The organism is Sulfitobacter sp. JL08 (assembly GCF_003352045.1).
GTDB lineage: Bacteria > Pseudomonadota > Alphaproteobacteria > Rhodobacterales > Rhodobacteraceae > JL08.
This window is the reverse complement of the sequence record NZ_CP025815.1, coordinates 2,729,697-2,754,222: the sequence shown is the minus strand read 5'-3', so window position 1 is coordinate 2,754,222 and position 24,526 is coordinate 2,729,697. Positions and strand designations below refer to the sequence as shown.

The 24,526-nt window shown below is 59.1% G+C and carries 20 protein-coding genes; 10 read left to right on the top strand and 10 right to left on the bottom strand.

Annotated features, from left to right (window positions below; translation table 11 throughout):
• The first annotated feature begins 12 nt into the window (after positions 1-12).
• Both C1J05_RS13520 and C1J05_RS13515 read left to right on the top strand, forming a co-directional pair.
• Positions 13-1,446, top strand: a complete 1,434-nt coding sequence (locus C1J05_RS13520; RefSeq protein ID WP_114870713.1) for an NAD(P)(+) transhydrogenase (Re/Si-specific) subunit beta — start codon at positions 13-15, stop codon at positions 1,444-1,446.
• A gap of 204 nt (positions 1,447-1,650) precedes the next feature.
• Positions 1,651-2,934, top strand: coding sequence for a DUF3422 family protein (locus C1J05_RS13515; RefSeq protein WP_114870712.1), 1,284 nt, complete (start codon positions 1,651-1,653; stop codon positions 2,932-2,934).
• 105 nt (positions 2,935-3,039) lie between these two features.
• Here C1J05_RS13515 and C1J05_RS13510 read toward each other — a convergent pair whose 3' ends face one another.
• From C1J05_RS13510 to C1J05_RS13500, 3 genes are all read right to left on the bottom strand, one after another.
• A complete protein-coding gene (locus C1J05_RS13510) occupies positions 3,040-4,014 on the bottom strand; it encodes an ABC transporter permease (protein WP_114870711.1) in 975 nt (324 codons plus the stop codon).
• Positions 4,007-5,014, bottom strand: coding sequence for an ABC transporter permease (locus C1J05_RS13505; RefSeq protein WP_114870710.1), 1,008 nt, complete (start codon positions 5,012-5,014; stop codon positions 4,007-4,009). Before C1J05_RS13505 ends, C1J05_RS13510 begins: the two co-directional genes overlap by 8 nt.
• A gap of 118 nt (positions 5,015-5,132) precedes the next feature.
• Positions 5,133-6,836: a peptide ABC transporter substrate-binding protein gene (locus C1J05_RS13500; protein ID WP_114870709.1), complete on the bottom strand. Its 1,704-nt coding sequence runs from the start codon at positions 6,834-6,836 to the stop codon at positions 5,133-5,135.
• A gap of 273 nt (positions 6,837-7,109) precedes the next feature.
• On the opposite strand from C1J05_RS13500, the gene C1J05_RS13495 reads away from it, so the two are divergent.
• From C1J05_RS13495 to C1J05_RS13480, 4 genes are read left to right on the top strand one after another with little or no spacing between them, the layout of a single operon-like run.
• Positions 7,110-8,930 (top strand): ABC transporter ATP-binding protein, encoded by a 1,821-nt coding sequence (locus tag C1J05_RS13495; protein ID WP_114872316.1) that lies wholly within the window; start codon positions 7,110-7,112, stop codon positions 8,928-8,930.
• 10 nt (positions 8,931-8,940) lie between these two features.
• Positions 8,941-10,113, top strand: coding sequence for an acetylornithine deacetylase (argE, locus tag C1J05_RS13490; RefSeq protein ID WP_114870708.1), 1,173 nt, complete (start codon positions 8,941-8,943; stop codon positions 10,111-10,113).
• Positions 10,114-10,116: 3 nt separating this feature from the next.
• The gene (locus C1J05_RS13485) at positions 10,117-11,283 is read left to right on the top strand and encodes a M20 aminoacylase family protein (RefSeq protein WP_114870707.1); all 1,167 of its coding nucleotides are present in this window, start codon (positions 10,117-10,119) and stop codon (positions 11,281-11,283) included.
• A gap of 29 nt (positions 11,284-11,312) precedes the next feature.
• Entirely contained in the window at positions 11,313-12,479 is a 1,167-nt protein-coding gene (locus C1J05_RS13480) for a M20 aminoacylase family protein (RefSeq protein ID WP_114870706.1), read from the top strand.
• A 30-nt stretch (positions 12,480-12,509) separates the two neighbouring features.
• Here the strand turns inward: C1J05_RS13480 and C1J05_RS13475 are convergent, their stop codons facing one another.
• Genes C1J05_RS13475 through moaA form a run of 3 tightly spaced genes read right to left on the bottom strand, consistent with a single transcriptional unit; the run spans position 12,510 to position 15,860 of the window.
• Positions 12,510-13,553, bottom strand: a complete 1,044-nt coding sequence (locus C1J05_RS13475; RefSeq protein ID WP_114870705.1) for a glycosyltransferase family 4 protein — start codon at positions 13,551-13,553, stop codon at positions 12,510-12,512.
• Positions 13,554-13,562: 9 nt separating this feature from the next.
• Complete coding sequence (locus C1J05_RS13470) at positions 13,563-14,849, bottom strand: 3-deoxy-D-manno-octulosonic acid transferase (protein ID WP_114870704.1); 1,287 nt, start codon at positions 14,847-14,849, stop codon at positions 13,563-13,565.
• 3 nt (positions 14,850-14,852) lie between these two features.
• Positions 14,853-15,860, bottom strand: a complete 1,008-nt coding sequence (gene moaA / locus C1J05_RS13465) for a GTP 3',8-cyclase MoaA (protein ID WP_114870703.1) — start codon at positions 15,858-15,860, stop codon at positions 14,853-14,855.
• Between the two features lie 94 nt (positions 15,861-15,954).
• Between moaA and C1J05_RS13460 the strand changes: the two genes are divergently transcribed.
• Positions 15,955-16,428, top strand: coding sequence for a hypothetical protein (locus C1J05_RS13460; protein WP_114872315.1), 474 nt, complete (start codon positions 15,955-15,957; stop codon positions 16,426-16,428).
• Here the strand turns inward: C1J05_RS13460 and C1J05_RS13455 are convergent.
• The 3 genes from C1J05_RS13455 to glmU are packed head-to-tail and all read right to left on the bottom strand — an operon-like array spanning position 16,425 to position 20,301.
• A complete protein-coding gene (locus tag C1J05_RS13455; RefSeq protein ID WP_114870702.1) occupies positions 16,425-17,126 on the bottom strand; it encodes a DNA alkylation repair protein in 702 nt (233 codons plus the stop codon). The two genes, C1J05_RS13460 and C1J05_RS13455, sit on opposite strands and share 4 nt — an antisense overlap.
• Positions 17,123-18,946 carry a glutamine--fructose-6-phosphate transaminase (isomerizing) gene (gene glmS, locus C1J05_RS13450; RefSeq protein ID WP_114870701.1) on the bottom strand — a complete coding sequence of 608 codons (1,824 nt, stop codon included), beginning with the start codon at positions 18,944-18,946 and terminating at the stop codon, positions 17,123-17,125. The genes C1J05_RS13455 and glmS overlap by 4 nt, the downstream gene beginning before the upstream one ends.
• Complete coding sequence (glmU, locus tag C1J05_RS13445) at positions 18,946-20,301, bottom strand: bifunctional UDP-N-acetylglucosamine diphosphorylase/glucosamine-1-phosphate N-acetyltransferase GlmU (protein ID WP_114870700.1); 1,356 nt, start codon at positions 20,299-20,301, stop codon at positions 18,946-18,948. Before glmU ends, glmS begins: the two co-directional genes overlap by 1 nt.
• 144 nt (positions 20,302-20,445) lie before the next feature.
• Here glmU and C1J05_RS13440 point away from each other — a divergent pair, with 144 nt between their 5' ends.
• The 3 genes from C1J05_RS13440 (at position 20,446) to C1J05_RS13430 (ending at position 23,762) form a co-directional block, all read left to right on the top strand.
• Entirely contained in the window at positions 20,446-21,111 is a 666-nt protein-coding gene (locus C1J05_RS13440; protein ID WP_114870699.1) for an HAD-IA family hydrolase, read from the top strand.
• 113 nt (positions 21,112-21,224) lie between these two features.
• On the top strand, positions 21,225-22,424 hold the full coding sequence (locus C1J05_RS13435; RefSeq protein WP_114870698.1) for a DegT/DnrJ/EryC1/StrS family aminotransferase: 1,200 nt from the start codon (positions 21,225-21,227) through the stop codon (positions 22,422-22,424).
• Positions 22,425-22,598: 174 nt separating this feature from the next.
• Positions 22,599-23,762, top strand: a complete 1,164-nt coding sequence (locus C1J05_RS13430) for an isovaleryl-CoA dehydrogenase (RefSeq protein ID WP_114870697.1) — start codon at positions 22,599-22,601, stop codon at positions 23,760-23,762.
• A gap of 50 nt (positions 23,763-23,812) precedes the next feature.
• Here the strand turns inward: C1J05_RS13430 and C1J05_RS13425 are convergent, their stop codons facing one another.
• Positions 23,813-24,430: an OmpW/AlkL family protein gene (locus C1J05_RS13425; protein ID WP_114870696.1), complete on the bottom strand. Its 618-nt coding sequence runs from the start codon at positions 24,428-24,430 to the stop codon at positions 23,813-23,815.
• Between the last annotated feature and the right edge of the window lie 96 nt (positions 24,431-24,526).

Below are 24,526 nucleotides of genomic sequence, written 5' to 3'. Positions count from 1 at the left end.
GGGGCCCGCGACATGGAATACGGTTTCACAACAGCAGCATATGTGGTTGCAGCAGTTCTTTTCATCCTCAGCCTTGGCGGTCTGTCCGGACAGGAAAGCGCCAAGCGCGCGGTCTGGTATGGCATCGTGGGTATGGGGTTGGCGGTTTTTGCCACCCTGATCGGCCCGGGATCGGGCCTGTGGCTGGCATCAATCGTGCTTATCGCGCTGGGCGGAGCCATCGGCTATCAGCTGGCGACCCGCGTGCAGATGACGCAGATGCCCGAACTGGTCGCGGCCATGCACAGCCTTGTGGGTCTGGCGGCGGTTTTCGTCGGCCTCATCGCGCATATCGAACTGGGCCGGGTGCTGGCCATGGACGATACCGCGCGCAAATCTCTGGAAGGGTTTGCCGCCCTGCTGGCCAAGAAAGACGCAACCGAGGTGTCGATCCTGCGGGTTGAATTGTTCCTTGGCGTGTTCATCGGTGCGGTGACGTTCACCGGCTCTGTCATTGCCTATGGCAAACTGGCGGGCAAGGTTGACACGGCGGCCAAGAAACTTCCGGGCGGGCATATGCTGAATGCGACTGCGGCCGCGATCTCGGTGTTGTGCCTGATCTGGTATTTCAACACGGGCGGGTTTCTGCCCCTGTTCGTGATGACGCTTGCGGCGTTGTTCATCGGCTATCACCTGATCATGGGCATCGGCGGGGCGGACATGCCTGTCGTTGTCTCGATGCTGAACAGCTATTCGGGCTGGGCGGCGGCGGCGATCGGCTTCAGCCTTGGCAATGATCTGCTGATCGTGGTCGGCGCATTGGTCGGCTCAAGCGGTGCGATCCTGTCCTACATCATGTGCAAGGCGATGAACCGGTCGTTTATCAGCGTTATTCTGGGTGGCTTTGGCGGCCCTGCGGGCGAACAGATGGCGGTCGAGGGCGAACAGATCGCCATCGAGGCCGAAGGCGTTGCCACCGCCCTGAACGAAGCCGACAGCGTGATCATCATTCCGGGATACGGCATGGCGGTCGCGCAGGCCCAGCAGGGCGTTGCCGAACTGGTGCGCAAACTGCGCGCCAAGGGCAAGAATGTGCGTTTTGCCATTCACCCCGTGGCAGGGCGGTTGCCCGGCCACATGAACGTTCTGCTGGCCGAGGCGCGTGTGCCTTATGACATCGTGATGGAAATGGACGAAATCAACGACGATTTTCCGGATACGGATGTGGCGATCGTGATCGGGTCCAACGATATCGTGAATCCCGCGGCACAGGATGATCCTAACAGCCCCATTGCCGGTATGCCGGTTCTGGAATGCTGGAAGGCCAAGCAGGTGTTTGTTTCAAAACGCGGCCAGGGCACAGGCTATTCCGGTATCGAAAACCCGTTGTTTTTCAAGGAAAATACGCGGATGTTCTACGGCGACGCCAAGGCGTCACTGGACAAGCTTTTGCCCATGATCGAGTAGGGCGTACCGCCTGCACGACACCTGAATTATGGATGCCTCGCACGATATGTGCGGGGCATTTTCCGTTCAAGCCGTCCGGTTTTGCCGTTCCAGATTGCATTGCATACCATCGTATCCTGCTAACTTACTGAAAATTAACAAAAATAACTTTCATTTATGCGCCCGACCTGTAAAAAGGCCATGTCGACATCTAGGACAGGTTTCATGCCCCCGATCCAGGACCATCCGCTGCGCTATCCGCTTGCCAACGAACTGCACGCGCGCCCGTTTCCCGCCACCAGCGTGCCGTGTACGGCAGTCTATATCGCCATCAAACAACCCGACGATGCCGCACACCGGGACCGTGCCAGGGATATGGATCATCTGGTTGACCTGCTGGACCGGTTCGGCGCGCCCCATCCCCAACCCGGCGCGACGCATTATTCCGGCAAGATCGGGCGCCACATGCTGAAATGGGAACAGCACACCGAATTCGTGACCTATACAGCCTTCGTGGACGGCGTCAGCGACCGGCCGTTCAATCCTGCCGATTTTGAGGTGTTCCCCGAAGACTGGCTGGCGCGCGCACCGGGGCAGCGTATCACATCGATCATGTTGCGAGTGCTGGAACGCCCCTTGGACGAACAGATAAGCACATTGATCGGCGACTGGTTCGTTCCAGAAAGCGTGGCGGTTGCGCATGTGCTGGACCATGCGGCGGTTGTGGCCGGCGATTTCAGGATCGACGCAGCGGGGCACCAGCGGTTTGCCGTGTTTGTGTCGCCCGATGTCGGGCGCCGGCGTGTGGGCCGTGTGGTGCAGCGCCTGTGCGAGATTGAAACCTACAAATCCATGTCGATGCTGGGGTTTTCACGCGCGCGCAAACTGTCGGCGATGCTGGGCGGGCTGGATGGCCGTCTGACGGCACTGATGGGGGACATGTCAGAGGGGCGTGTCCCTGCGGATCAGACGCTGGCATCGCTGCTGTCGATTTCGGCGGAACTGGAAACGCTGGCGGCGCAATCTTCGTTCCGGTTCGGCGCAACGGGCGCCTATGATGCCATCGTGAACCAGCGTATCGCGGTTCTGCGCGAAACCCGTTTTCTGGGTCGGCAGACATTCGGCGAATTCATGATGCGACGGTTCGAACCGGCAATGCGCACCGTGAAATCCACTGAAAGACGGCTGGAAACCATGGCGGATCGCGCCATTCGTGCGGGCGATCTGCTGCGCACGCGCGTTGATGTGGAACGCAGCGCGCAGAACCAGAAACTGCTGGAAAGCATGGACAGTCGCGCCGATATGCAACTGCGCCTGCAACACACGGTCGAAGGCCTGTCTGTGGTGGCAATCAGCTATTACGCGGTGTCACTGGTTGGGTATCTTCTTTATCCGCTGACCGCGGTGACGGGACTAAGCAAAGGAAACATTCTCGCGCTGTCCACTTTGCCGGTGGTGGCGCTGGTCTGGTACTTTGTCCGCCGGATCAGGGCGCGTATCAACAAATAGCCGGGTACGATGCTGCCTTGATCCGGCGCACCGGTTTTCTTTTTGCGTGAAATACGGAAATCCCGCAGGTCCGAGCGAACACAACCGGTCGCGTTTTTCTACCCGCTATCTGCCGCGAATACGCGGGTCCAGCGCGTCGCGCAGGCCGTCGCCCATGTAGTTCACGCTGAGCACGGTCAGCGAAATCGCCAGCCCCGGCAGCAGCACACGTTCGGGAAACTCTTCCATTCGCGGTACGGAATCCGAAAGCATCTTGCCCCATGTCGGAAAGTCGGAAGGAAAGCCGACACCCAGAAACGACAGGGCGCTTTCGGTGATGATGGCGGTTGCCAGACCCAGCGTTGCCGACACCATGATCGGTGAAACGATGTTGGGCAGCAGATGGCGTCTGATGATCTTGCCCGGTGTCGTGCCAATCGATCGTGCCGCCAGAATGAATTCCCGTTCCTTAAGCGCCAGAACCTCGCCCCGTACGATACGGGCCGTCTGCATCCAGCTTGTAATGCCGATCACGCCGACAATCAGGATGAACATGCCCTGTTCCGGCCCGAAGGCGGCGCGCAGCGGTTGGCGGAACAACGTGACCGCCACCAGCAGCAGCGGCAGGATCGGCAGAGACAGTACCAGATCGGTAAACCGCATCAGGATGCCATCCAGCTTGCGGAAATATCCCGCTACAACGCCAATGGTCGTGCCGATGATCAGGGACAGCAACATCGCGCTCCAGCCCACTGCCATCGATGCCTGACCACCCGCCATCATGTTGGCCAGCCCGTCACGCCCCAGATTGTCGGTGCCAAAAGGACGGTTCCAGGCGGTCTTTGCATCCGAGTCCCACAGCAGGGTGTAAATCGGGCGCAGGTCCTTGTTGCGGATATCAAGTTTTTGCGGATCGATTGTCCAGATCAGCGGACCTATCAGAACTGCCAGAGTGATAAAGACCAGAAATCCCATACCCAGCACCGCACCCTTGTGGTGTTTGAACTGGTCCCAGACATCAACCCACTGGCTGCGCGGTGGCTTGACCAGTTCGCTGTCCTGCAAGGCACTGATGACAGTTTGTGGGGCAGGCTCAGTCATAGCGGATCCTTGGGTCGAGAATACCATAGAGCACGTCCGCGATCAGGTTGAACACCACGATCAGGATGGCAAAGATAAAGGTCAGGGTCATCACCATCGGCAGGTCGTTGGCAAACAGCGCCGTGATCAGCAACTGGCCGATCCCGTTCACCTTGAACACCTGTTCGGTGATGATGGCGCCGCCAAAGATGGCAGGGATACCAAGGGCAATCACGGTGACCACGGGGATCAGCGAATTGCGCAACACATGCACCATGACAACCACGCTTTCGCTCAGCCCCTTGGCGCGGGCAGTGCGCACATAATCCTGGTTGAGGTTGTCCAGCATGGCCGAGCGCATGTAGCGGCTGATCTGGGCCGTGGTTTGCAGGGCCAGCACCATGACTGGCATGATCATCTGGCGCAGCTGCACCATGAAGCTGTCCCAGTCATTCACCTCGTGGGTGGTGTCATAGATCGATGGAAACCAGCCCAGATTGACGGAAAAGATCACGATCACCAGAACACCCGAGAAAAACGGCGGTACGGAAAATCCGATCATCGACACGAACGTACCGGCCTGATCGAAAACGGAATATTGTTTGTAGGCCGAATAGATGCCGATGGGCAGAGCGATCAGGATGCCGACGATGTAGGACATGCCCACCACCCACAGGGTTTGCGGCATACGCTGCACGACGATATCCATGACGGGGCTGCGGGTTTGCCAGCTGATCACGCGCAACTTGCCTTCGGAAAAGCTGGTGCCGAACCAGTGATCGAACAACACCTGCGGTTCGATCCAGAAAAACTGGACCAGCCATTTGAAATACTGGATATGCAGCGGCTGCCCCATCCCCAGTGCTTCGCGCATCTTCTGTTTGACTTCGGGCGGCACCGTCAACGGCACCTGCGCCATCGGATCGCCCGGGGCCAGCTGCAAGAGCATGAAAATGGCAAGGCTGATAAGCAAAAGCGTCGGGATCGCAAAGACCAGTCGTCGGATCGTGAAGGTCAGCATCGGCGGCGCCTTTGTAAATCAGTCATTCTTGTTATTGGCAAAAACACAGGGTGGGTGCGACCCCACCCTGCGCTTCTTTGCAGGGCCGGGGCAGGATAACCTGCCACGGCGCAACGCATCACTTGATGCGATACCAGTCTGCGACATTCCACAATTCGCTGTCCCAAGTGTTCAGGATAACGCCACCCAATGTGGTGGAGTGGGCCGACACACGACCACGATCGACCAGCGGGACGATGGTGTAGGTGTCTTTTGTCAGCATGTCGTTCATCTTCTTGGCCAGTTCACCGCGTTGTTCCAGCGAACCTGTACGCGCCAGTTCGTCGATCAGCGCATCATAGGCCGGATCGCAGAAGCGGTTGATGTTTTCACCCTGCCACTGGCTGTCAGGCTTTGGCTCGTTGCCGCAGCGATACGCCGCCAGATAGGCTTGGGGGTCGGTGCCATCAAAGTTGTTGGCGTACATTTCCACGTCCGCATAGAACTTCTGGAACGTGTCGGGCGATCCGGGATCGCCGCCAAAGAAGACCGACGCATCCAGATTGCGCAGTTCGGTTTCAACGCCGATCTCGCTCCACCACTGTTTGATCAGCGCCTGAAAGTCCTGACGCACGGCGTTGGTCGATGTTTGGTACAGGATCGACAGTTTCACGCCGTCCTTGTCGCGGACACCGTCACCGTCGCTGTCAACCCAGCCGGCTTCGTCCAGCAGCGCGTTGGCACCGGCAATGTCCTGCGTCAGACAGTCGGTGTTGTCCGATGCATAAAGCGCCGGGGCAGGGACCAGATTACAGGTCGGGCGACCCGCCTGACCATAGCCCACTTCGACCAGCAATTCGCGATCGATGGCCATCGAAAGCGCCTTGCGCACGCGCACATTGCTTAGGAACGGGTGCGGATGTGCAACCGTTGCACGCTCGCCTTCGGGCAGGTCGGGCGACGGGTCGGTCATGTTCATTTCAAGACGCTCGACCAATGTACCGAATGCCGCGATTGGAACGCCTTTGCCGCCTTCGGCCATTTTGGCCAGAACGTCGGGCGCAAGCTGCATGTTCCACGCATAATCATATTCACCGGTTTCCATGACGGCACGACCGGCGGCTGTGGCATCGCCGCCGCCTTTGAAGGTCAGTGTCGCAAAGGCGGGTTTCGCCGGATCGCGGTAGTTCTGGTTGGCTTCCATCTGGATCACGTCATTGGGGCGGAAATCCGTCACAACAAACGGGCCTGTGCCGATCGGGCCAAAGTTGGCATCGGTACATTCCGGTGCGCGTGCGCCCAGACAATCGGCAAACTGTGCTGCCTGAATGATCGGCGACTGGCCGCCCATGAATGGGCCATAGGGGTTCGGTTTGGGCTGGTTGAACGTGACCTTGACGGTCAGATCATCCACCACATCAACGGATGTGACGCCATCAAATTTCGCGCCCTGGGCGCAACCACCTTCGGGGTGCATGCAGTAATCTGCGGTGAATTTCACATCTGCCGACGTAACAGGTGATCCGTCAGACCACACCAGACCGGATTTCAGTTTCCATGTGATGCTGGTCAGATCGGCGCTGACGCCGCCATTCTCCACGGTCGGGATTTCTTCGGCCAGGAACGGCACCAGATCGCCGTTCTGGTCATAGCGCCCCAGCGGTTCGATCACCAGCGAAGCTGATTCGATATCCTTGGTACCACTGGACAGATAGGGGTTCAGGATCGATGGCGCCTGCCAATAGATGATCTTGACCTCACCATCCGAGCCGCGTTCGGCCATGGCAACAGGGGCCATCGCGGTACACGCAATTGCACCCATCAATAGGGTTTTAAGTTTCATGTCATACTCCTTGTCGGACACATTGGTGTCTCGTTTTTGTGGCGCGCCTTGTGCACGCGCGTGCGTTAGCCGTTGGGAACACGTGGTTCATGCCGCTGTCAGATTCGATTTCTGACGTCAGTCATACCCCCCGTCTAAACGGAATGCCGCTATCGAAACAGAGTTTGAGAAAATTGCAAGCCTTGCCGCAGCGAAAGCATGTGCGCGGGGTTTGACATTGCCTGCCCGCAAGCCGTAGCGTTCGCGGGCCAAAGCATCGTTAGGGGATATTCCGTGCTGGACCAGCCTATTGCGCAGATCGAAGGACTACGGGTCGAATTCCAGACGAAGGATGGCCCGGTTGTCGGTGTTGAAGATGTGTCGTTCTTTATAAACCCCGGTGAAACTGTTTGTGTTGTCGGGGAATCCGGTTCCGGCAAATCGGTTTCGTCGCTTTCGCTGATGCGTCTGGTTGAATATGGCGGTGGCAAGATTGCCAATGGACGTTTGCTTTTTGATCGCAAGGACGGCGGGCAGCTTGATCTGGCGGATGCAGACGCCGATCTGATGCGCCACATTCGCGGCAACGAAATCGGAATGATCTTTCAGGAGCCGATGACGGCCCTGAACCCGGTGTTTACGGTCGGGCGCCAACTGACCGAAGGGTTGCGCCTGCATATGGGCATGTCCAGGGATCAGGCCGAAGAACGCGCCGTTGAATTGCTGCGTCAGGTCCGCATCCCCGAACCCGAGCGGCGGTTGCAGCAATATCCGCACGAACTGAGCGGTGGCATGCGCCAGCGGGTTGTGATTGCCATGGCGCTGGCTTGCGAGCCGCGCCTTTTGATTGCAGATGAACCGACAACGGCGCTGGATGTGACCATTCAGGCCGAAATTCTGGCCCTGATGGACCGGCTGAAGCGTGAAACCGGAACGGCTGTGATGTTCATCACCCACGATATGGCCGTTGTCGCGCAAATGGCCGATCGTGTGGTTGTCATGTTCCGCGGCAACAAGGTCGAAGAGGGTACGGTTCAGGAGATTTTTGAGAACCCGCAGCACGATTATACCAAGGCCTTGCTGGCAGCGGTGCCGAAACTGGGCGAAATGACCGGCACCAAGGTTCCGTCGCCGATGAAGCTGCTGGGCAGCGAAGGCCAGAACATCGACCCGATCCTGGGAACCGACAAGGTGTTGCTGGACGTCAAGAACCTGACCACGCGGTTCGAGGTCAAGGGCGGTTTCCTGCGGCAGACCGTGGCCAATGTGCATGCCGTCGAAGACGTATCGTTTACCATCAACAAGGGCCAGACACTTAGTCTTGTCGGGGAATCCGGTTGCGGAAAATCGACGGCGGGCCGATCCATCCTGCGATTGGTCGAGCCGTTGTCGGGCGAAATTGATCTGGACGGTGTCAACATCATGAAACTGGATCAGTCCCGCCTGCGCGAGGCGCGGCTGGACATGCAGATGGTGTTTCAGGACCCGTTCGCATCCCTGAACCCGCAGATGCAGCTTAGCGATCAGGTGGCGGAACCGATGTGGAATTTCGGAACCCATTCCGGCGACGCGTTGCAGAAACGGGTAGAAATGCTGTTTGACCGGGTGGAATTGCCGCGTAGTTTCATGCGCCGTTACCCCCATGAGCTGTCGGGCGGACAGCGCCAGCGCGTGGCCATTGCCCGTGCCCTTGCGCTGAACCCCAAACTGATCATCGCGGACGAGGCTGTTTCGGCGCTGGACGTGTCGGTGCAGGCGCAGGTTCTGAACCTGATGATGGAACTGCAATCGGAACTGGGCGTGTCCTATCTGTTCATCAGTCACGACATGGCCGTGGTCGAACGGGTCAGCCATCAGGTCGGTGTGATGTATCTGGGACGGATCGTGGAACGCGGACCGCGCGACCGGGTGTTCGAAAACCCGCAACATCCCTACACGCAGGCGCTGATGAAGGCCGTGCCAATCGCCGACCCGCGCCAGCGCAAGGACGAACGCGATCTGAATTTCAAACCGATCCCGTCGCCGATCCATCCGGTGGATTACAAACCCGAACCGTCTGTCTACAGCGAAGTCGAGCCGGGGCATTTCGTGCTGACCAGCGAAAGCGGTTATTGAGGATCAAAACATGACAACGCGTCTAAGCGCCAAAGACATCATGGACAGACTGGTGTCCTTTCCAACGGTGAGCCGTGATACGAACCTGCCGCTGGTGGACTGGGTGCAAACCTATCTGGACAGCCACGGTATCACATCCCACCGCTGGCCTGATCCCGACCAGCCGCACAAGGCGGCGGTGTTTGCGCATGTTGGCCCGATGATCGAAGGCGCGATCGTGTTGTCCGGTCATACAGACGTTGTTCCCGTCGATGGCCAGCCGTGGGATACCGATCCGTTTGCGGTTGTCGAAAAGGATGGCAAATATTACGGGCGCGGCACCTGTGACATGAAAGGGTTTGACGCGCTTGCCATCTGGGCCCTGGTCGAGGCGCATCACCGCGGCGTCAAACGCCCCCTGCAACTGGCGCTCAGCTTTGATGAAGAAGTCGGCTGTACCGGCGCGCCGCCGATGATCGAGGCGATGCAGCCGGTCTTGCCCAAAGGATCCGCTGTTATTGTCGGCGAACCTTCGACGATGAAGGCCGTCACCGGCCACAAGGGCGGGCAGGGTTTTGCCACCCATGTCATCGGTTTTGAAGTGCATTCTTCCCTGATGCATACGGGCGTGAATGCGATCATGTCCGGGGCCAAGCTGATCGAATGGGCAAACGAGATGAACGCCGCCAATATGGCAGCCACACCCACAGATCTGGCCGCGATGTTCGATCCACCCTACACCACCGTGCATGTCGGCATGATCAAGGGTGGCACGGCGCATAACATCACCGCAAAGGATTGCTGGTTTGATATGGATTTCCGTGCCGTAGCGGGGGAAAACATGGAAGGCTGGGGCGAGCGCTATCTGGCCCGCGTGCGCGAGGTTGAGGCCGAAATGCAGGCCGTGCATCCGGACGCCCGCATCGATGTGAAGCAACATTTCTTTGTACCGCCGCTGCAACCCGAACCCCAGGGCGAGGCTGAAATGCTGGTGCGCGCCCTGACCGGCGATAACGCCGGTCACGTGGTCAGCTATGGCACCGAGGCCGGGCAATTTCAGGCAGCGGGCTATTCCGCGGTGATCTGTGGCCCGGGCGATATCGCGCAGGCGCATCAGCCCAACGAATATATCACCGTGGCGCAATTCAACGCCGGCATCGCCTTTATGGAGCGTTTGGTCCAGCGTCTTGCAACCGAGGGGTAAACCATGCCGATCAAGAACCGTTTTGCGGAAATGCACGCCGAGATAACCGGATGGCGCCATCACCTGCACCAGCACCCCGAATTGCAGTTCGACGTGCATGAAACTGCGGCTTTCGTCCAGAACAAGCTGGCCGAATTCGGGGTGGATGACATCACGCCGGGCATAGGGCAGACCGGTGTTGTGGGTGTGATCAGCGGCAAGACAAACACATCGGGGCGCGTGATCGGTCTGCGTGCCGATATGGACGCGCTGCCCATCACCGAAGCAACGGGGCTGGAGTATGCCAGCAAGTCACCGGGCAAAATGCATGCCTGCGGCCACGACGGACACACGGCGATGTTGCTGGGCGCGGCCAAATATCTGGCCGAGACGCGCAATTTCGATGGCACCGTCGTGCTGATCTTTCAGCCCGCCGAAGAAGGTGGCGGCGGTGGTCGTGAAATGGTCAATGACGGGCTGATGGAGCGGTGGAAGATCGACGAGGTTTATGGCTTGCACAACGCCCCCGGTGTGGATGTGGGCCAGTTTCAGATCCGGCCCGGTGCGTTGATGGCTTCGGCCGATGAAATTTTCATCACCGTGACGGGCCGGGGTGGCCATGCCGCCGCCCCGCACGAGGCGATCGATCCCAATCTGGCCGCGGCGCATGTTCTGATTGCGCTGCAATCCATTGCCAGCCGCAATATCGATCCGCTGGCGCATGTGGTTGTATCGGTCTGTTCGCTGCACAGTGACAACGATGCGACCAATGTGATCCCGCAATCGGTGCGCATGGGGGGCACGGTGCGCACCCTCGACGAAGCGGTGCGCGCGCAGGTCAAGGACCGGATCATCGCATTGGCCACGGCAACGGCGCAGGCCTATGGCTGCACGGCGGATGTGGTGTGGGTAGACGGCTATCCCGTTACGGTCAATGCCGCTGCCAACACCGAATACGCCGCTGACGTGGCGCGCAATGTGGCGGGGGATGTGGAAGACGATACAGCCCCGATCATGGCGGCCGAAGATTTTTCGTTCATGTTGAACGAGCGCCCCGGTGCCTATATCTTTCTGGGCAACGGCGGTGGCGCAACAGTTCACCACCCCGAATACAATTTCAACGACGAGGCCATCCCAGCAGGTTGTAGCTGGTTTGCCGAAATGGTTGAAACACGCATGCCGGCCACGTAAGCCGTCCACTCTATCAGGAAACAAAATACATGCCCGTCAAGAACCGACTCGCCGAAATGCACGATGAAATCACCGCATGGCGGCGCGATATTCATGAAAATCCCGAAATTCTGTTTGAAACGCACCGCACCAGCGCACTGGTCGCTGACAAGCTGAAGGCCTTCGGCTGTGACGAGGTAACAACCGGTATCGGACGGACCGGCGTTGTCGGTGTGATCCATGGCAAATCCAACACCAGCGGCAAGGTGATCGGGCTGCGCGCCGATATGGATGCGCTGCCGATCCACGAACAGACGGGGCTGGAGTATGCCAGCAAGACCCCGAATGCGATGCATGCCTGCGGCCATGACGGGCACACGGCGATGCTGCTGGGTGCGGCAAAATATCTGGCCGAAACCCGCAATTTCGACGGCACCGTCGTGGTTATTTTTCAGCCGGCAGAGGAAGGCGGCGGCGGCGGGCGCGAAATGTGCGCAGACGGGTTGATGGAGCGCTGGAACATTGAAGAGGTCTATGGCATGCACAACTGGCCGGGGCATCCGGTGGGCAGTTTCGCGATCCGTCCGGGTGCGTTTTTTGCATCAACCGACCAGTTCGAAATCGAAGTGGAAGGCCGCGGTGGCCACGCGGCCAAACCGCATGAAACGATTGATACAACCGTAATCGCCAGCCATATCGTTCTGGCGCTGCAAACCATTGCCAGCCGCAATACCAATCCCGTGGAACAGGTCGTGGTGTCGGTGACGTCTTTCGCAACGTCGTCAAGCGCGTTTAATGTCATCCCGCAACGGGTTCATATCAAAGGCACAATCCGCACGATGAGTGCCGAGGTTCAAACACTGGCCATTGCGCGGTTGAAAGCGATCTGTGAAGGCACCGCCGCCACGTTCGGCGGTACCGCCAATGTCATCATGCATCCGGGCTACCCAGTGATGGTGAATTCCGAAGAACAGACCCGCTTTGCCGCCGACGTCGCGCGCAAAGTGTCCGGCGAATGCGATGAAAATGCCGCGCTGGTCATGGGGGCCGAAGACTTTGCCTATATGCTGGAAGAACGCCCGGGGGCCTATATTCTGGTGGGCAACGGGGATACGGCAGCAGTGCACCACCCAGAATACAATTTCAACGACGAGGCGATACCGGCAGGGTGCAGCTGGTGGGCCGAGATTGTGGAGCAGCGGATGCCTGCGGTCTGATCTGAATAGGTCCGGATCAGAATGGCGGGCTTATCGGCCCGCCCACATGTCCTGATAGACTTGTTCAATTCCAGCGGCTTCTGCCGCAGCGCTAAAGCTTTTTTCGGCGACGATACGCGCGGATTTTGCCATCGCTGCGTGGCGGACGCGATCTGACAGGATTGCGTTGGCGGCCTCGGCGGCGGCTTTTGCATCTTCTTGGGCAACGACCGTACCGGTTTTGCCCTGCGCGCCAAAGGCTGTGTAGTAGCCTGCGTCCGATCCGACAAAGGGCACGCCCGAGGCCATGCCTTCCAATGGCACCATGCCATAGCCTTCGTAGCGGGGCAGTTGCACAACAAGGCTCAGCGCGCGCATCAGCGCGGGCAGGGCATCGGGCGCGGTTTCGCCGATAAACAGCATACGATCCTGTAAACCGGCACCGGAAATTCTGGATTTCAGCCTGTTCAGAAACCCCTGATGTTCCTTGGCCGCCCGACCGATCACAAGAGCAACGGCGTCGGGCATGTCCGGCAACAGATTCAGCATGGATTCGACAAACAGATCGGTGCCTTTTTCGGGGCGGATACGCCCCACTGTCGCAATGCCCATGGTGCCGCCATAGCCCAGGGCGGCCCAGGCATTGGCCCGGCTTTCGGCGGGTATGAACAGGTCCGTATCCACGCCATGTGGCACCACGGCGCGCACATGTGGCACAAAATCTGCCGCCCGATCCGTTGTGGCAATCACCGCATCCATCTTGCGGATCAGCCAGCGGGGATAGGCCGAATGAAGCCGTTGCGCCGCCGAGGTGAACACGATCCGGATGGGCAGGCGCAATACATCGCGCGCCCAGATGGCGGTTTGCATTTCAGGGTTGCGACGCACATGCCAGATCGCGAAATCGCGATCCGGTGGCGGGGTGCGCGACAGTGTCTTGGCCGCCGCCTTGCTGATCGGCGCAGGCGCGCCGGGCAGGGCGTGGCCGACAAGACGAAGATCATGCGCGTTCACCTGCTGGCGGATCACATTCGCCGCCGTTGCCGACACGCCGGTGAAGTTACGATTGAAATTGGTGACATAAAGATCGGGCATATGATGTTGCTAGCGCAGTTGCAGATCGCGCGAAAGGTCTGCCGCAACGGCGTCAAGCCGATCGCTTTGCGCGGTGACAAAGCCTGTTGCTGCCGTGCGCATGGCGTCCAGTTCGCCGGGCGCGTCCAGCAGTTTTTGCACTGTCTGCGCCAGTTCGGGCGCATCGGTTACATTTTTCGCCGCGCCGGCATCCTGCAGCGCATCAAAGGTTTCGGCAAAATTGGTCACATGTGGGCCGCTAATCACGGCGCCGTTTGCCTGTGCCACTTCGAACGGGTTGTGCCCGCCAATCGGCAACAGCGATCCGCCCAGAAATACCAGTGGACACAGCGTGTACCACAGGCCCGTTTCCCCCAACGTATCGGCCAAGTAAACTTGGGTATCCGGCGCAAGGGTGTCACCTGCGCTGCGCTGGGTAAACCGAAAATCAGCCTGTTCCAGCAGAGCCCGCACCGTATCGGCGCGTTCGGGATGGCGGGGCACAAGGATCAGGCAAAGATCGGGATGGCTGATCAGCAGTGTCTTGTGCGCAGCCAGCACGATTTCCTCTTCTCCGGCGTGGGTTGAACTGGCCACCCAAGCGGGGCGCCTGCCCAAATGGGTCTGCATGTCTTTCAATGCCGCCGTGTCAACCGGCAACGGGGCCGACGTTGATTTCAGGTTTTCGCCGACAGCCACCCGTGACGGATCGGCCCCCAAGGCGATCAGATTGTCCGCCGTGGTCTGGTTCTGGGTCAATATCCTGTCAAACACGCGAAAAAGAAAAGCGGCGGTGGCGGGCAACCTGTGCCATGTGCGGACCGATTTTTCCGAAAGGCGTGCATTCAGCAGCACCATGGGAATGCCTGTTGCCTTGGTGCGGATCAGCATTTGGGGCCAAAGTTCGCTTTCGACGAACACCGCGCCATCGGGGTGCCAGTGGGTCAGAAACCGGTTCATCGCTGCCTGCGTATCGAGGGGTGCAAACTGGTGAACGCAGCGCGGGGGCAGGCGTTGCGCGATCAGCTTGGCCGAGGTGGCCGTGCCGGACGTGATCAGAAACGACAGATCAGGATGCAGGGTTCCAAGCCGTGTGATCAACGTCAGCACCGAAAGGCTTTCACCGACACTTGCGGCATGAAACCAGATCAGGGGGCCGTCGGGGCGGGGTATCGTTGCCCGGCCAAGACGTTCGTCGATGCGTGGTGCGGGAACATCCTGCGCCGCCAGCTTTGTTGAAATACGGCGAAACGCCAGCGGAGCGAGCAGGGCGCTGATCGCGACATATAGCCGGTACACCAGCGTTGGACGGGGCATGGATCAGCCGCCTGTATGGCTCATGTGCCGTGGCATCTGGCCATCCAGCTTTTGCCGGGAATAATCGAAATCATGGCCCTTTGGCTTGCGGTCGATCGCGGCGCGAATGGCGTTTTGCAATGGTTCAACCGCATCGGGATAATCGCGCAGCGGCGCGCGCAGATCTGCCATGTCTTCCTGCCCCAGACACATGTACAATTCGCCGGTACAGGTCAGGCGTACACGGTTGCAGCTTTCGCAGAAATTGTGGGTCAGCGGCGTGATGAACCCGATTTTCTGGCCGGTTTCTTCCAGCCGCACATAGCGCGCCGGTCCGCCGGTGCGTTCTGCCAGATCGGTAACAGTATAGTGCTGTGCATAGGTCGCTCGCACGTCTTTCAGGGACCAGTACTGTCCCAAACGGTCTTCGTTTCCGATGTCGCCCATCGGCATGACCTCGATCCAGGTCAGGTCCATGTCGCGGCTGGCGCACCATTCTGTTATCGCGGGCAGTTCAGCTTCATTGAACCCCTTGAGAGCGACGGCGTTGATCTTGACCCGCAGACCTGCCTTTTGGGCCGCGTCAATGCCGCGCAACACCTGGGGCAAGCGGCCCCAGCGCGTTATGTCGGCAAATTTCTCTTCGTCCAGCGTATCGAGCGACACGTTCACGCGGCGCACGCCGGCATCAAAAAGGTCCTGGGCAAAGCGTTCCAGTTGCGATCCGTTGGTGGTCAGCGTCAGTTCCTGCAACGCACCACTGTCCAGATGGCGCGTCATGCTGCGGAAAAACGTCATGATGTCACGCCGTACCAGCGGCTCGCCCCCGGTAATGCGCAGCTTTTGCACCCCCATGCCGACAAAAGTGCTGCACATCCTGTCCAGTTCTTCCAGCGTCAGCAGGTCTTTCTTTGGCAGAAAAGTCATGTTTTCAGACATGCAATAGACGCAGCGAAAATCGCAGCGGTCTGTCACCGACACCCGAAGGTAGGTGATTGCACGGGCGAAGGGATCAATCAAAGGCGCGTTCATAAGGGAATAGGTAAAGCGCAAGTGCCCCATCGGCAAGAGGGCAAGAAGCAATTGATGCCGCCGCAGCCAGAAGTTACGGTCAGGTATGAAAGTTATGTCGTTCTGTGTCATCGGGGTATTGTGTGCCGGGCTGTCCGGCTGCGGGGTGTTGCGCTCTGTCTTTCCCGGGGCCGAACCTGAAGAACCGGCCATTAATGCGGTGCCGCTGCAGATCGAAGACACGGTTCCGACGGCGCAGGCACAGACTGTGGAAGAATTCGACACGACGACAGAGGCCCAGAAAGCGGCAGCGCGCGCCGCGCCCGTTGCTGCAGAAGTGGCGCTGGGCACAACAATCGCGTCTTTGGGGGCACCCGGAGAGCCGGGTTTCTGGCTGAAAACGCCGCTGGTGTCGAACGTGCGATTCGGCCGTGTGCTGTTTGCGGATACAGGCCAATCGGCTCAGGTCGAATTGCGCCCGATCGAGGGGCCGGCCACCGCCGGCAGTCAACTGTCCCTGTCAGCGTTCCGCCTGATCAACGCACCGTTGACCGCACTGGTGGAATTGCAGGTCTTCGCGCTGCCCTAAGCCAGATATTTTGCAGCTTCCTTGCGGGCAAAGGGCTTCATCCGCTCGCCGTGCAGGTCCAGAAAGGTGCGTACGCGATCAGCATCGTGCTTGCTCAGGTCGCGCAGCCACCACGCCACCGCTTTCTGGATGAACCATGCCTTGTCATCGACATAGGTTGCCGCCCATCCCAGCACGGTTTCGCGGATTTCACGCTCTTGCTGCTTGGGGTGGTTCTGTTTTGTCCAGGGCAGGGTGATGACCAGCGCCGCCCGCTTTGTCCACATGTGGTCGGACGTGGCCCAGTGTGCGACAGTTGCAACCCGTCCCGGATCGGCCACCAGACGTTTTTGTCCGGCCATGCAGGCATGATCCGCGATGGCCCAACTGTCAAAATCGGGCACCCAGCTTGTGATCAGATCCCAGACGGCGGTGTCTGGCCTGATGCGTGCCTGTGTCAGAAGCTTGGCGGCGGCCAGACGGGCCTCGTAAATGTCGGTACGCCACAGGTCTGCGGCCAGCGTTATGCGGTCATCCACGCTCAGGCTTTGGCGCCAGTCTTTGGTCAGATCGTTCAAAACCGGATTGGGCACGCCCAGATAGACGCGATCAACCTTGTGATAGGCTCTGGCCCCTGCGGCGCGATCTGGATCGGCATGGGCGCGTATCTGGGTCAGCGCGTCTGTTGCCAAGGGGCCAATCGCGGGCAGGTCGGTCATTCGACCGTGACCGATTTGGCCAGATTGCGCGGCTGGTCCACATCTGTCCCCTTGGCCACAGCCGCATGATAGGCCAGCAATTGCGCGGGCAGAGCGTAGAGGATCGGCGTCAGCGCTTCGGAAATTTCGGGCATCTGGATCGAGGCAAAGACACCGTCACCGGCCTCTTTAATTCCGGCGGCGTCGGAAATCAGAACCACCTTGCCCTTGCGCGCCATCACCTCTTGCATGTTGGACACGGTTTTATCGAACAGGGCATCGCGCGGGGCCATGACGACAACAGGCACGTGTTTGTCGATCAACGCGATTGGTCCGTGTTTCAATTCGCCCGAGGCATAGCCTTCGGCGTGAATGTAACTTATTTCCTTAAGCTTGAGTGCGCCTTCAAGGGCGAGGGGAAACATCCGCCCGCGCCCCAGAAACAGCACATCGCGCGCTTCGGCGATGCGGCGTGCGGCACGTTTCATCGGAGCGGATGCATCCAGCGCCGCGCCGAAGGTGGCCGGCAACCCGCGCAGCGCCGACAGATGATCTGACAGGGCCGTTGGCGCGATTGCCTTGCGATCCCTGGCGGCTTTCAGTGCCAGAATATACAGCACCACCAATTGACAGGTGAACGCCTTGGTCGAGGCAACGCCGACTTCAACACCTGCCAGAATGGGCAGCACAAGGTCGCTTTCCCGCGCGATGGAACTTTCGGGAACGTTGACGACAGACACGATCTTGTCGGCTTTGCCGGCGCAATAGCGCAAGGCGGCCAGCGTGTCGGCGGTTTCACCGGACTGGCTGACAAAAATCGCCAGTGTTCGCGGTGGAATGGGCGGTTCGCGATAGCGGAACTCGGATGCCACATCAACTTCGACAGGCAGGCCCGCCAGTTGTTCCAGCCAGTATTTGGCCGTCAGGCACGCATAATAGGCCGTGCCGCAGGCCACCATGGTCACGCGGTCGTAATCGGCAAAATTAATACCGCCGTCGGGCAGGGCGATCGTTTCCGTTCCCGCTTGCAGGTAATGCTGGATCGCCTGCGCAAGAACGATGGGCTGTTCTTCGATCTCTTTGGCCATGAAGTGTTTGTGGCCACCCTTGTCGATCTGGGTTGATCCGATCTGGATAGATTTCTTTGCACGGTTTGCCAGACTTCCGTTGGCATCGCGGATTTCAACGCTGGTGCGGGTCAGAACCGCGCGGTCGCCTTCTTCCAGATAGGTGATTTCGCTGGTTAACGGGGCCAGGGCAATGGCGTCTGATCCGACAAACATTTCGCCTTTGCCGTGGCCGATGGCCAGCGGTGAGCCCTTGCGCGCCACGACCAGAAGATCGTCTTCGCCTTCAAATAGAAAGGCCAGTGCAAAGGCACCTTCCAGCTTGTCCAGCGCCTGATTGGCGGCCTGCACCGGGGTTGATCCGGTTTCAAGAAAATGCTGGGTCAGCAGCGCCACGGTTTCGGTATCTGTTTCGGTCTGGAACTGAATGCCCAGATCGGCCAGTTCCGCGCGCAGGTCGCGAAAATTCTCGATGATCCCGTTGTGCACAACCGCGACACGCCCCGCCCTGTGCGGGTGCGCGTTGGCCACGGATGGTGCGCCATGCGTGGCCCAGCGGGTGTGCCCGATGCCGGATTTTCCCGCCAGCGGATTATGCACCAGCTCATCCGACAGGTTGACCAGTTTTCCCAAAGCGCGGCGGCGGTCCAGAACGCCAGCGTTCACGGTGGCGATACCGGCGCTGTCATAGCCGCGATATTCCAGCCTTTTCAGCGCCTCGACCAGAATGGGGGCAACTTCGTGGGTGCCCAGAACCCCGACAATACCGCACATTAACTGTGCCCCTTTTCATTGGATTTCTTTTTTCGCTTTAACATTTCGAACAATTTTACCGCCAGCCCCGGTTTGTTCACCTGTGGGGCGCGTGCGATCGCCAGCGCATCGTTTTCGACGTTCGTCGTGATCACCGATCCGCTGGCTGTCATCGCGTTGTTACCGACAGAAACCGGCGCCACCAGCATGGTATTCGATCCGATAAAGACATCGCTGCCGATATCGGTGTGGTGCTTCATCACGCCATCATAGTTGCAGGTGATCGTCCCCGCGCCGACATTTGTGCGGGCGCCGACTGTGGCGTCGCCGACATAAGACAGGTGGTTGATCTTGGCGCCTTCGCCGATCTGTGCGTTCTTGACTTCGACAAAATTGCCAACGCGCGCATCTTCGGCCAGTTCGGCACCGGGGCGCAGGCGCGCGTAAGGGCCGACAACCGCACCGCGCGAGACATGACAGCCTTCCAGATGGCTGAATGCACGGATTTGCGCGCCGGACTCTACGGTAACGCCGGGGCCGAAAACCACGTTCGGTTCAACCACCGTGTCGCGCCCTATCACGGTGTCAAAGGACAGGTACACAGTGCCCGGAACGGCCAGTGTCACGCCATCCTCCATCAATGCCGCGCGCGCCCTGATCTGAAAAGCGGCTTCGGCCTCGGCCAGTTGGGCACGGGCGTTCACACCCAGCGTTTCGGCCTCGTCACAGGTTACGACGGTGGCGCTTAACCCTCTGGCGCGCGCCAGCGCAACGATGTCGGTCAGATAATATTCGCCGGCGGCGTTGTCGTTGCCCACAGCGTCGATCAGATCGAACAGGGTTTGCGCATCGCAGGCAATCACGCCGCTGTTGCACAGGGTAATCGCACGTTCGACTTCGGTGGCGTCCTTGAATTCGACAATGCGGCGCAGGCTGTCACCGTCCATGACCAGACGGCCATAGCGGCCCGGTTCCTTGGCCTGAAAACCAAGCACCACGACAGCATTGTCCGCACGTGCCGCAATCATGCGGTCCAGTGTTTCGGGGCGAATAAACGGGGTGTCGCCATAAAGAACGATGACATCGCCGAAGAAACCGGCCAGCGCGGATTTGGCCTGTGCCACTGCGTGGGCGGTGCCCAGCTGTTCGGATTGAATGACGATCTGGGCGGTTTCGTCCTGATCATGCGCGGCTTGCGCCACCTGATCAGCACCGTGGCCGGCGACAATCACGATCTTTTCCGGTTCCAGCGCGGCGCCGGCATGCATCGCATGTGCCAGAAGCGGGGCGCCTGCAACCTTGTGCAGAACCTTGGGCAGATCCGAATTCATTCGGGTGCCTTGACCGGCGGCCAGAATAACCAGTGCGATACTCATATTGCGATTTCTCTTTGTAATCAGGGTGCGCCCGTTTTATCCGGTTGCGACAGACGCGCAAGGCCGCGCCGGTTCAAACTACATTGCGGCCTGCAACACATCGCGGCAGGAAAGCGCCGATAACAGGCAGGCAAGGGGCGAAACATGAAAACGGTCATTTTTGATCTGGACGGTACATTGGCCGACACAAGCGGCGATCTGATCGCGGCGGCGAATTGTTGTTTCGTCGATATGGGGGCAGGGGCGATGCTTGATCCTGTGGCTGATGCGGGCACGGCCCTGCGCGGTGGCCGCGCGATGCTGATGCTGGGCCTGTCCCGTCTTGGCCGCGTCCACGATACGGCCACGCTGGACCGGTATTATCCGCTGCTGTTATCTGCCTATGAGGGCGCGATTGATGTGCATACGGTGATGTACCCGGGTGCCATGGATGCGGTCGAACGGCTGAAATCCGACGGCTACGGTGTGGGCATCTGCACAAACAAGCCACAGGCGCTGGCCGAGATTCTGCTGCAAAAGCTGGGGGTGCGCGATGTGTTCCAGTCGATGATCGGGGCCGATACATTGCCGGTGCGCAAACCCGATCCCGAACCGCTGCGCGAAGCCGCGCGGCGCGCGGGCGGGCATCCGGATCATTGTGTTCTGATCGGCGACAGCGATACGGATCGCAATACGGCGCGCGCGGCGGGTGTGCCATCTGTTCTGGTCACATTCGGCCCGGCCGGCGGGGATATGGCTGCGCTGGAACCCGAAGCGTTGCTGGATGATTTTGCCGATCTGCCCGATGTGGTGCGGCGATTGATCGGCTGACACCGGTGAAAGCCGCCAGATGTTTCGCTGCCAAATCGAATGGCCGCCTTTGAGAAGTCGAAATATCCAAAGCGGCCATTGACGAAGCAGCGGACACGCAACACATTCGCGCCATGAGCGAGGTTTTCAAAGGCAGTTTCACCCAGCAGGAACCGATTTCCGAACAGGGGATCGAGGCGGCGCTGGCCGTATTGCGCCATGGGCGCCTGCATCGCTATAATGTATCGCCGGGCGAAATCAGCGAAACCGCGCAGCTTGAACAGGAATTCGCAGCGCTGACCGGTGCGAAATATGCGTTGGCGGTGGCCTCTGGTGGTTATGCCATGTCCACCGCTTTGCGGGCTTGTGGTGTCAAGGCAGGGGATCCTGTGCTGTCAAACGCGTTTACGCTGGCCCCTGTGCCGGGGGCAATCGCGTCGCTGGGCGCAGTTCCGGTCTTTGTCGGCGTGACAGAAAACCTGACGGTTGATCTGGATGATCTTGCGGCCAAGGCAGATCAGGCCGGCGTTTTGTTGTTATCCCACATGCGCGGCCACATCTGCGACATGGACCGGCTGATGGCCATTTGCAACGCGCACGATATCACCGTGATCGAAGATTGTGCCCACACAATGGGGGCGTCTTATGACGGGGTGCCTTCGGGGAGGCACGGGGTTATCGGGTGCTATTCGTGCCAGACCTATAAACATATCAATTCCGGCGAAGGCGGATTTCTGGTGACGGATGATCCGGTTCTGGCGGCCAAGGCGGTGATGTTGTCGGGGTCTTATATGCTGTATGAACGGCATCTGGCCGCCCCCGAACCCGAAGTGTTCGAAACGATAAAATACGAAACGCCCAATATTTCTGGCCGCATGGACAATCTGCGCGCCGCCATTCTGCGCCCGCAGCTTGGGGCGCTGGCGGGACAATGCCGGAAATGGAATGCGCGTTACGATCGGATCGAAGAAGGTTTGCGCGGCACGCCCGGGTTGCGGATCATCGAACGTGATCCACGGGCCCGCCCTGTCGGGTCTTCGATCCAGTTTCTGCTGCTGGACTGGGCGGCGGATGCGATTGGCGATGTGCTGCGCCGATGTGCGGCGCGCGGGGTTGAAATGAAATGGTTCGGCGCGCCGGAACCCGTTGCCTTTACATCGCGTTATGACAGTTGGCGCTATGCCCCCAGTGCCAAGATGCCCGACAGCGACAGGATTTTGGCAGGAATAATCGACATGCGCGTGCCGCTGACCTTTTCGCTGGAAGATTGCGATCTGATCGCGCGCATCATCCGCGCCGAAGTGGGTGCGGTGTTTCAGGCCGAAAACCCATAGGCGCAACGCCGGGCACATTTGTCCGTTTTCTGTGTTCCGTTCGCTCTTTCCAGTTTTTCGTTTCAACGGCGCGTGCGCGCCGACGCTTTGGCAATCACAGGATTGTCTTGACCGAATGATGCCGTCGCTCTACTATTTGAACAAGTGTTCAATAAAATCAGAGAAGGCCGGAACATGTTCAACGCGGTTTTGCAATTCGATCTGGGTGAAGACGTCAATGCGCTGCGCGATATGGTGCATCGCTGGGCGCAGGAACGGATCAAACCGATGGCGGCGCAGATTGACCGCGACAATGTCTTTCCGGCCGAACTTTGGCAGGAAATGGGTGAGTTGGGCCTGCTGGGCATCACTGTGGATGAAGAATTTGGTGGCGCGGGTCTTTCCTATCTGGCGCATGTGATCGCGGTCGAGGAAATCGCGCGGGCCAGTGCATCTGTATCGCTGTCTTACGGGGCGCATTCAAACCTGTGTGTGAACCAGATCAAACTGAACGGCACAGAGGCACAAAAACGCAAATACCTGCCGGGCCTGATTTCCGGCACCCATGTCGGGGCGCTGGCCATGTCCGAGGCTGGTGCAGGATCAGACGTGGTTTCGATGAAGCTGCGGGCGGAAAAACGCAATGATCATTACCGTTTGAGTGGCAACAAATACTGGATCACCAACGGGCCGGACGCGGATACTCTGGTTGTCTACGCCAAAACCGATCCCGATGCAGGTGCCAAGGGAATGACGGCGTTTCTGATCGAAAAGTCGATGACCGGGTTTTCCACCAGCCCGCATTTCGACAAGCTGGGCATGCGGGGATCAAACACTGCCGAACTGATCTTTGACGAGGTCGAAGTGCCGTTTGAAAACGTATTGGGCGAAGAAGGGCGCGGCGTGGCCGTTCTGATGTCCGGGCTTGATTACGAACGCGTGGTGCTGGCGGGGATCGGCACCGGCATCATGGCCGCCTGTCTGGACGAGGTGATGCCCTATATTTCCACCCGCAAGCAATTCGGCAAACCGATCGGGGATTTCCAGCTGATGCAGGGCAAGATTGCCGATATGTACACCGCGATGAATTCCGCACGCGCCTATGTGTACGAGGTGGCCAAAGCCTGCGACCGCGGCACAGTGACCCGACAGGATGCCGCCGCGTGTTGCCTTTATGCCAGCGAAGAGGCGATGAAACAGGCGCATCAGGCCGTGCAGGCGCTGGGCGGGGCCGGATTTTTGAACGATGCGCCAGTGGGCCGGATATTCCGCGATGCCAAGCTGATGGAAATCGGTGCAGGAACATCCGAAATCCGCCGCATGCTGATCGGTCGCGAACTGATGGGAGCGATGAAATGAAACGGCCTGATGCCTCTTCAGGCATCAAGCCTTATGGTCGTGTGTCCGGCTTAGAAGCTGAACACGTAGGAAATGCCCAGAACAACAGGGTCGATTTCGGCTTTGCCGATCTTGGCGCCGTTCAGATACACATCGGATTCGATGTTGATATAGCGCGCATCAAGACGGACCGCGGAATTGTCGTTGATCTGGAAATCAACACCGGCATGCAGCGCAAGCCCCCAGCTGTTTTTCAGTGTCAGGTTGCCGCCCGCAATCGCACCGGTCGTTTCTTCGTCAAAGAAGTTGGTATAGTTGACACCGGCACCGATAAACGGCGTGAATTTGCTGTTGGTCGGGAAATGGTATTGCAGCGACAGGGTGGGCGGCAGGTGATTGGTCGAACCCACAGTGCCAAGCCCCGCAATGCTGATCGTATGTTCAAACGGAGTGGCCGCCAGCAATTCGATGCCCAGATTGTCGCGGATGAAATACTCGGCCGTCAGGCTGAGTTGGGTGTCGTCGTCAATCGACAGTTCGCCGCCCGCAGCCGTGCCGTTACCGGATTTGGGGTTCACATTGGCCAAGCCAATGCCAAACGACCAATCCCCCTGAGATTGCGCAGCCACCATACTGCCCGAGCAGGCGATCAGGGCCGCCAAAGCGACTGGAACAATTGTATTTTTCATGATTCTTTCCTTCGTCTGTGTTATGCGCAAAAATATGCTGCACCTGCACAATCGCGATATGATCTGAGTCAAAAAGCGGGCTGCTCTGCGTCTGCT

Bases quoted from the DNA above. Each gene is read 5' to 3' on its own strand.
- C1J05_RS13520 (WP_114870713.1), top strand. From the start codon at position 13: ATGGAATACGGTTTCACAACAGCAGCATATGTGGTTGCAGCAGTTCTT.
- C1J05_RS13515 (WP_114870712.1), top strand. From the start codon at position 1,651: ATGCCCCCGATCCAGGACCATCCGCTGCGCTATCCGCTTGCCAACGAA.
- C1J05_RS13510 (WP_114870711.1), bottom strand. From the start codon at position 4,014: ATGACTGAGCCTGCCCCACAAACTGTCATCAGTGCCTTGCAGGACAGC.
- C1J05_RS13505 (WP_114870710.1), bottom strand. From the start codon at position 5,014: ATGCTGACCTTCACGATCCGACGACTGGTCTTTGCGATCCCGACGCTT.
- C1J05_RS13500 (WP_114870709.1), bottom strand. From the start codon at position 6,836: ATGAAACTTAAAACCCTATTGATGGGTGCAATTGCGTGTACCGCGATG.
- argE (WP_114870708.1), top strand. From the start codon at position 8,941: ATGACAACGCGTCTAAGCGCCAAAGACATCATGGACAGACTGGTGTCC.
- C1J05_RS13485 (WP_114870707.1), top strand. From the start codon at position 10,117: ATGCCGATCAAGAACCGTTTTGCGGAAATGCACGCCGAGATAACCGGA.
- C1J05_RS13480 (WP_114870706.1), top strand. From the start codon at position 11,313: ATGCCCGTCAAGAACCGACTCGCCGAAATGCACGATGAAATCACCGCA.
- C1J05_RS13475 (WP_114870705.1), bottom strand. From the start codon at position 13,553: ATGCCCGATCTTTATGTCACCAATTTCAATCGTAACTTCACCGGCGTG.
- C1J05_RS13470 (WP_114870704.1), bottom strand. From the start codon at position 14,849: ATGCCCCGTCCAACGCTGGTGTACCGGCTATATGTCGCGATCAGCGCC.
- moaA (WP_114870703.1), bottom strand. From the start codon at position 15,860: ATGAACGCGCCTTTGATTGATCCCTTCGCCCGTGCAATCACCTACCTT.
- C1J05_RS13460 (WP_114872315.1), top strand. From the start codon at position 15,955: ATGTCGTTCTGTGTCATCGGGGTATTGTGTGCCGGGCTGTCCGGCTGC.
- C1J05_RS13455 (WP_114870702.1), bottom strand. From the start codon at position 17,126: ATGACCGACCTGCCCGCGATTGGCCCCTTGGCAACAGACGCGCTGACC.
- glmS (WP_114870701.1), bottom strand. From the start codon at position 18,946: ATGTGCGGTATTGTCGGGGTTCTGGGCACCCACGAAGTTGCCCCCATT.
- glmU (WP_114870700.1), bottom strand. From the start codon at position 20,301: ATGAGTATCGCACTGGTTATTCTGGCCGCCGGTCAAGGCACCCGAATG.
- C1J05_RS13440 (WP_114870699.1), top strand. From the start codon at position 20,446: ATGAAAACGGTCATTTTTGATCTGGACGGTACATTGGCCGACACAAGC.
- C1J05_RS13435 (WP_114870698.1), top strand. From the start codon at position 21,225: ATGAGCGAGGTTTTCAAAGGCAGTTTCACCCAGCAGGAACCGATTTCC.
- C1J05_RS13430 (WP_114870697.1), top strand. From the start codon at position 22,599: ATGTTCAACGCGGTTTTGCAATTCGATCTGGGTGAAGACGTCAATGCG.
- C1J05_RS13425 (WP_114870696.1), bottom strand. From the start codon at position 24,430: ATGAAAAATACAATTGTTCCAGTCGCTTTGGCGGCCCTGATCGCCTGC.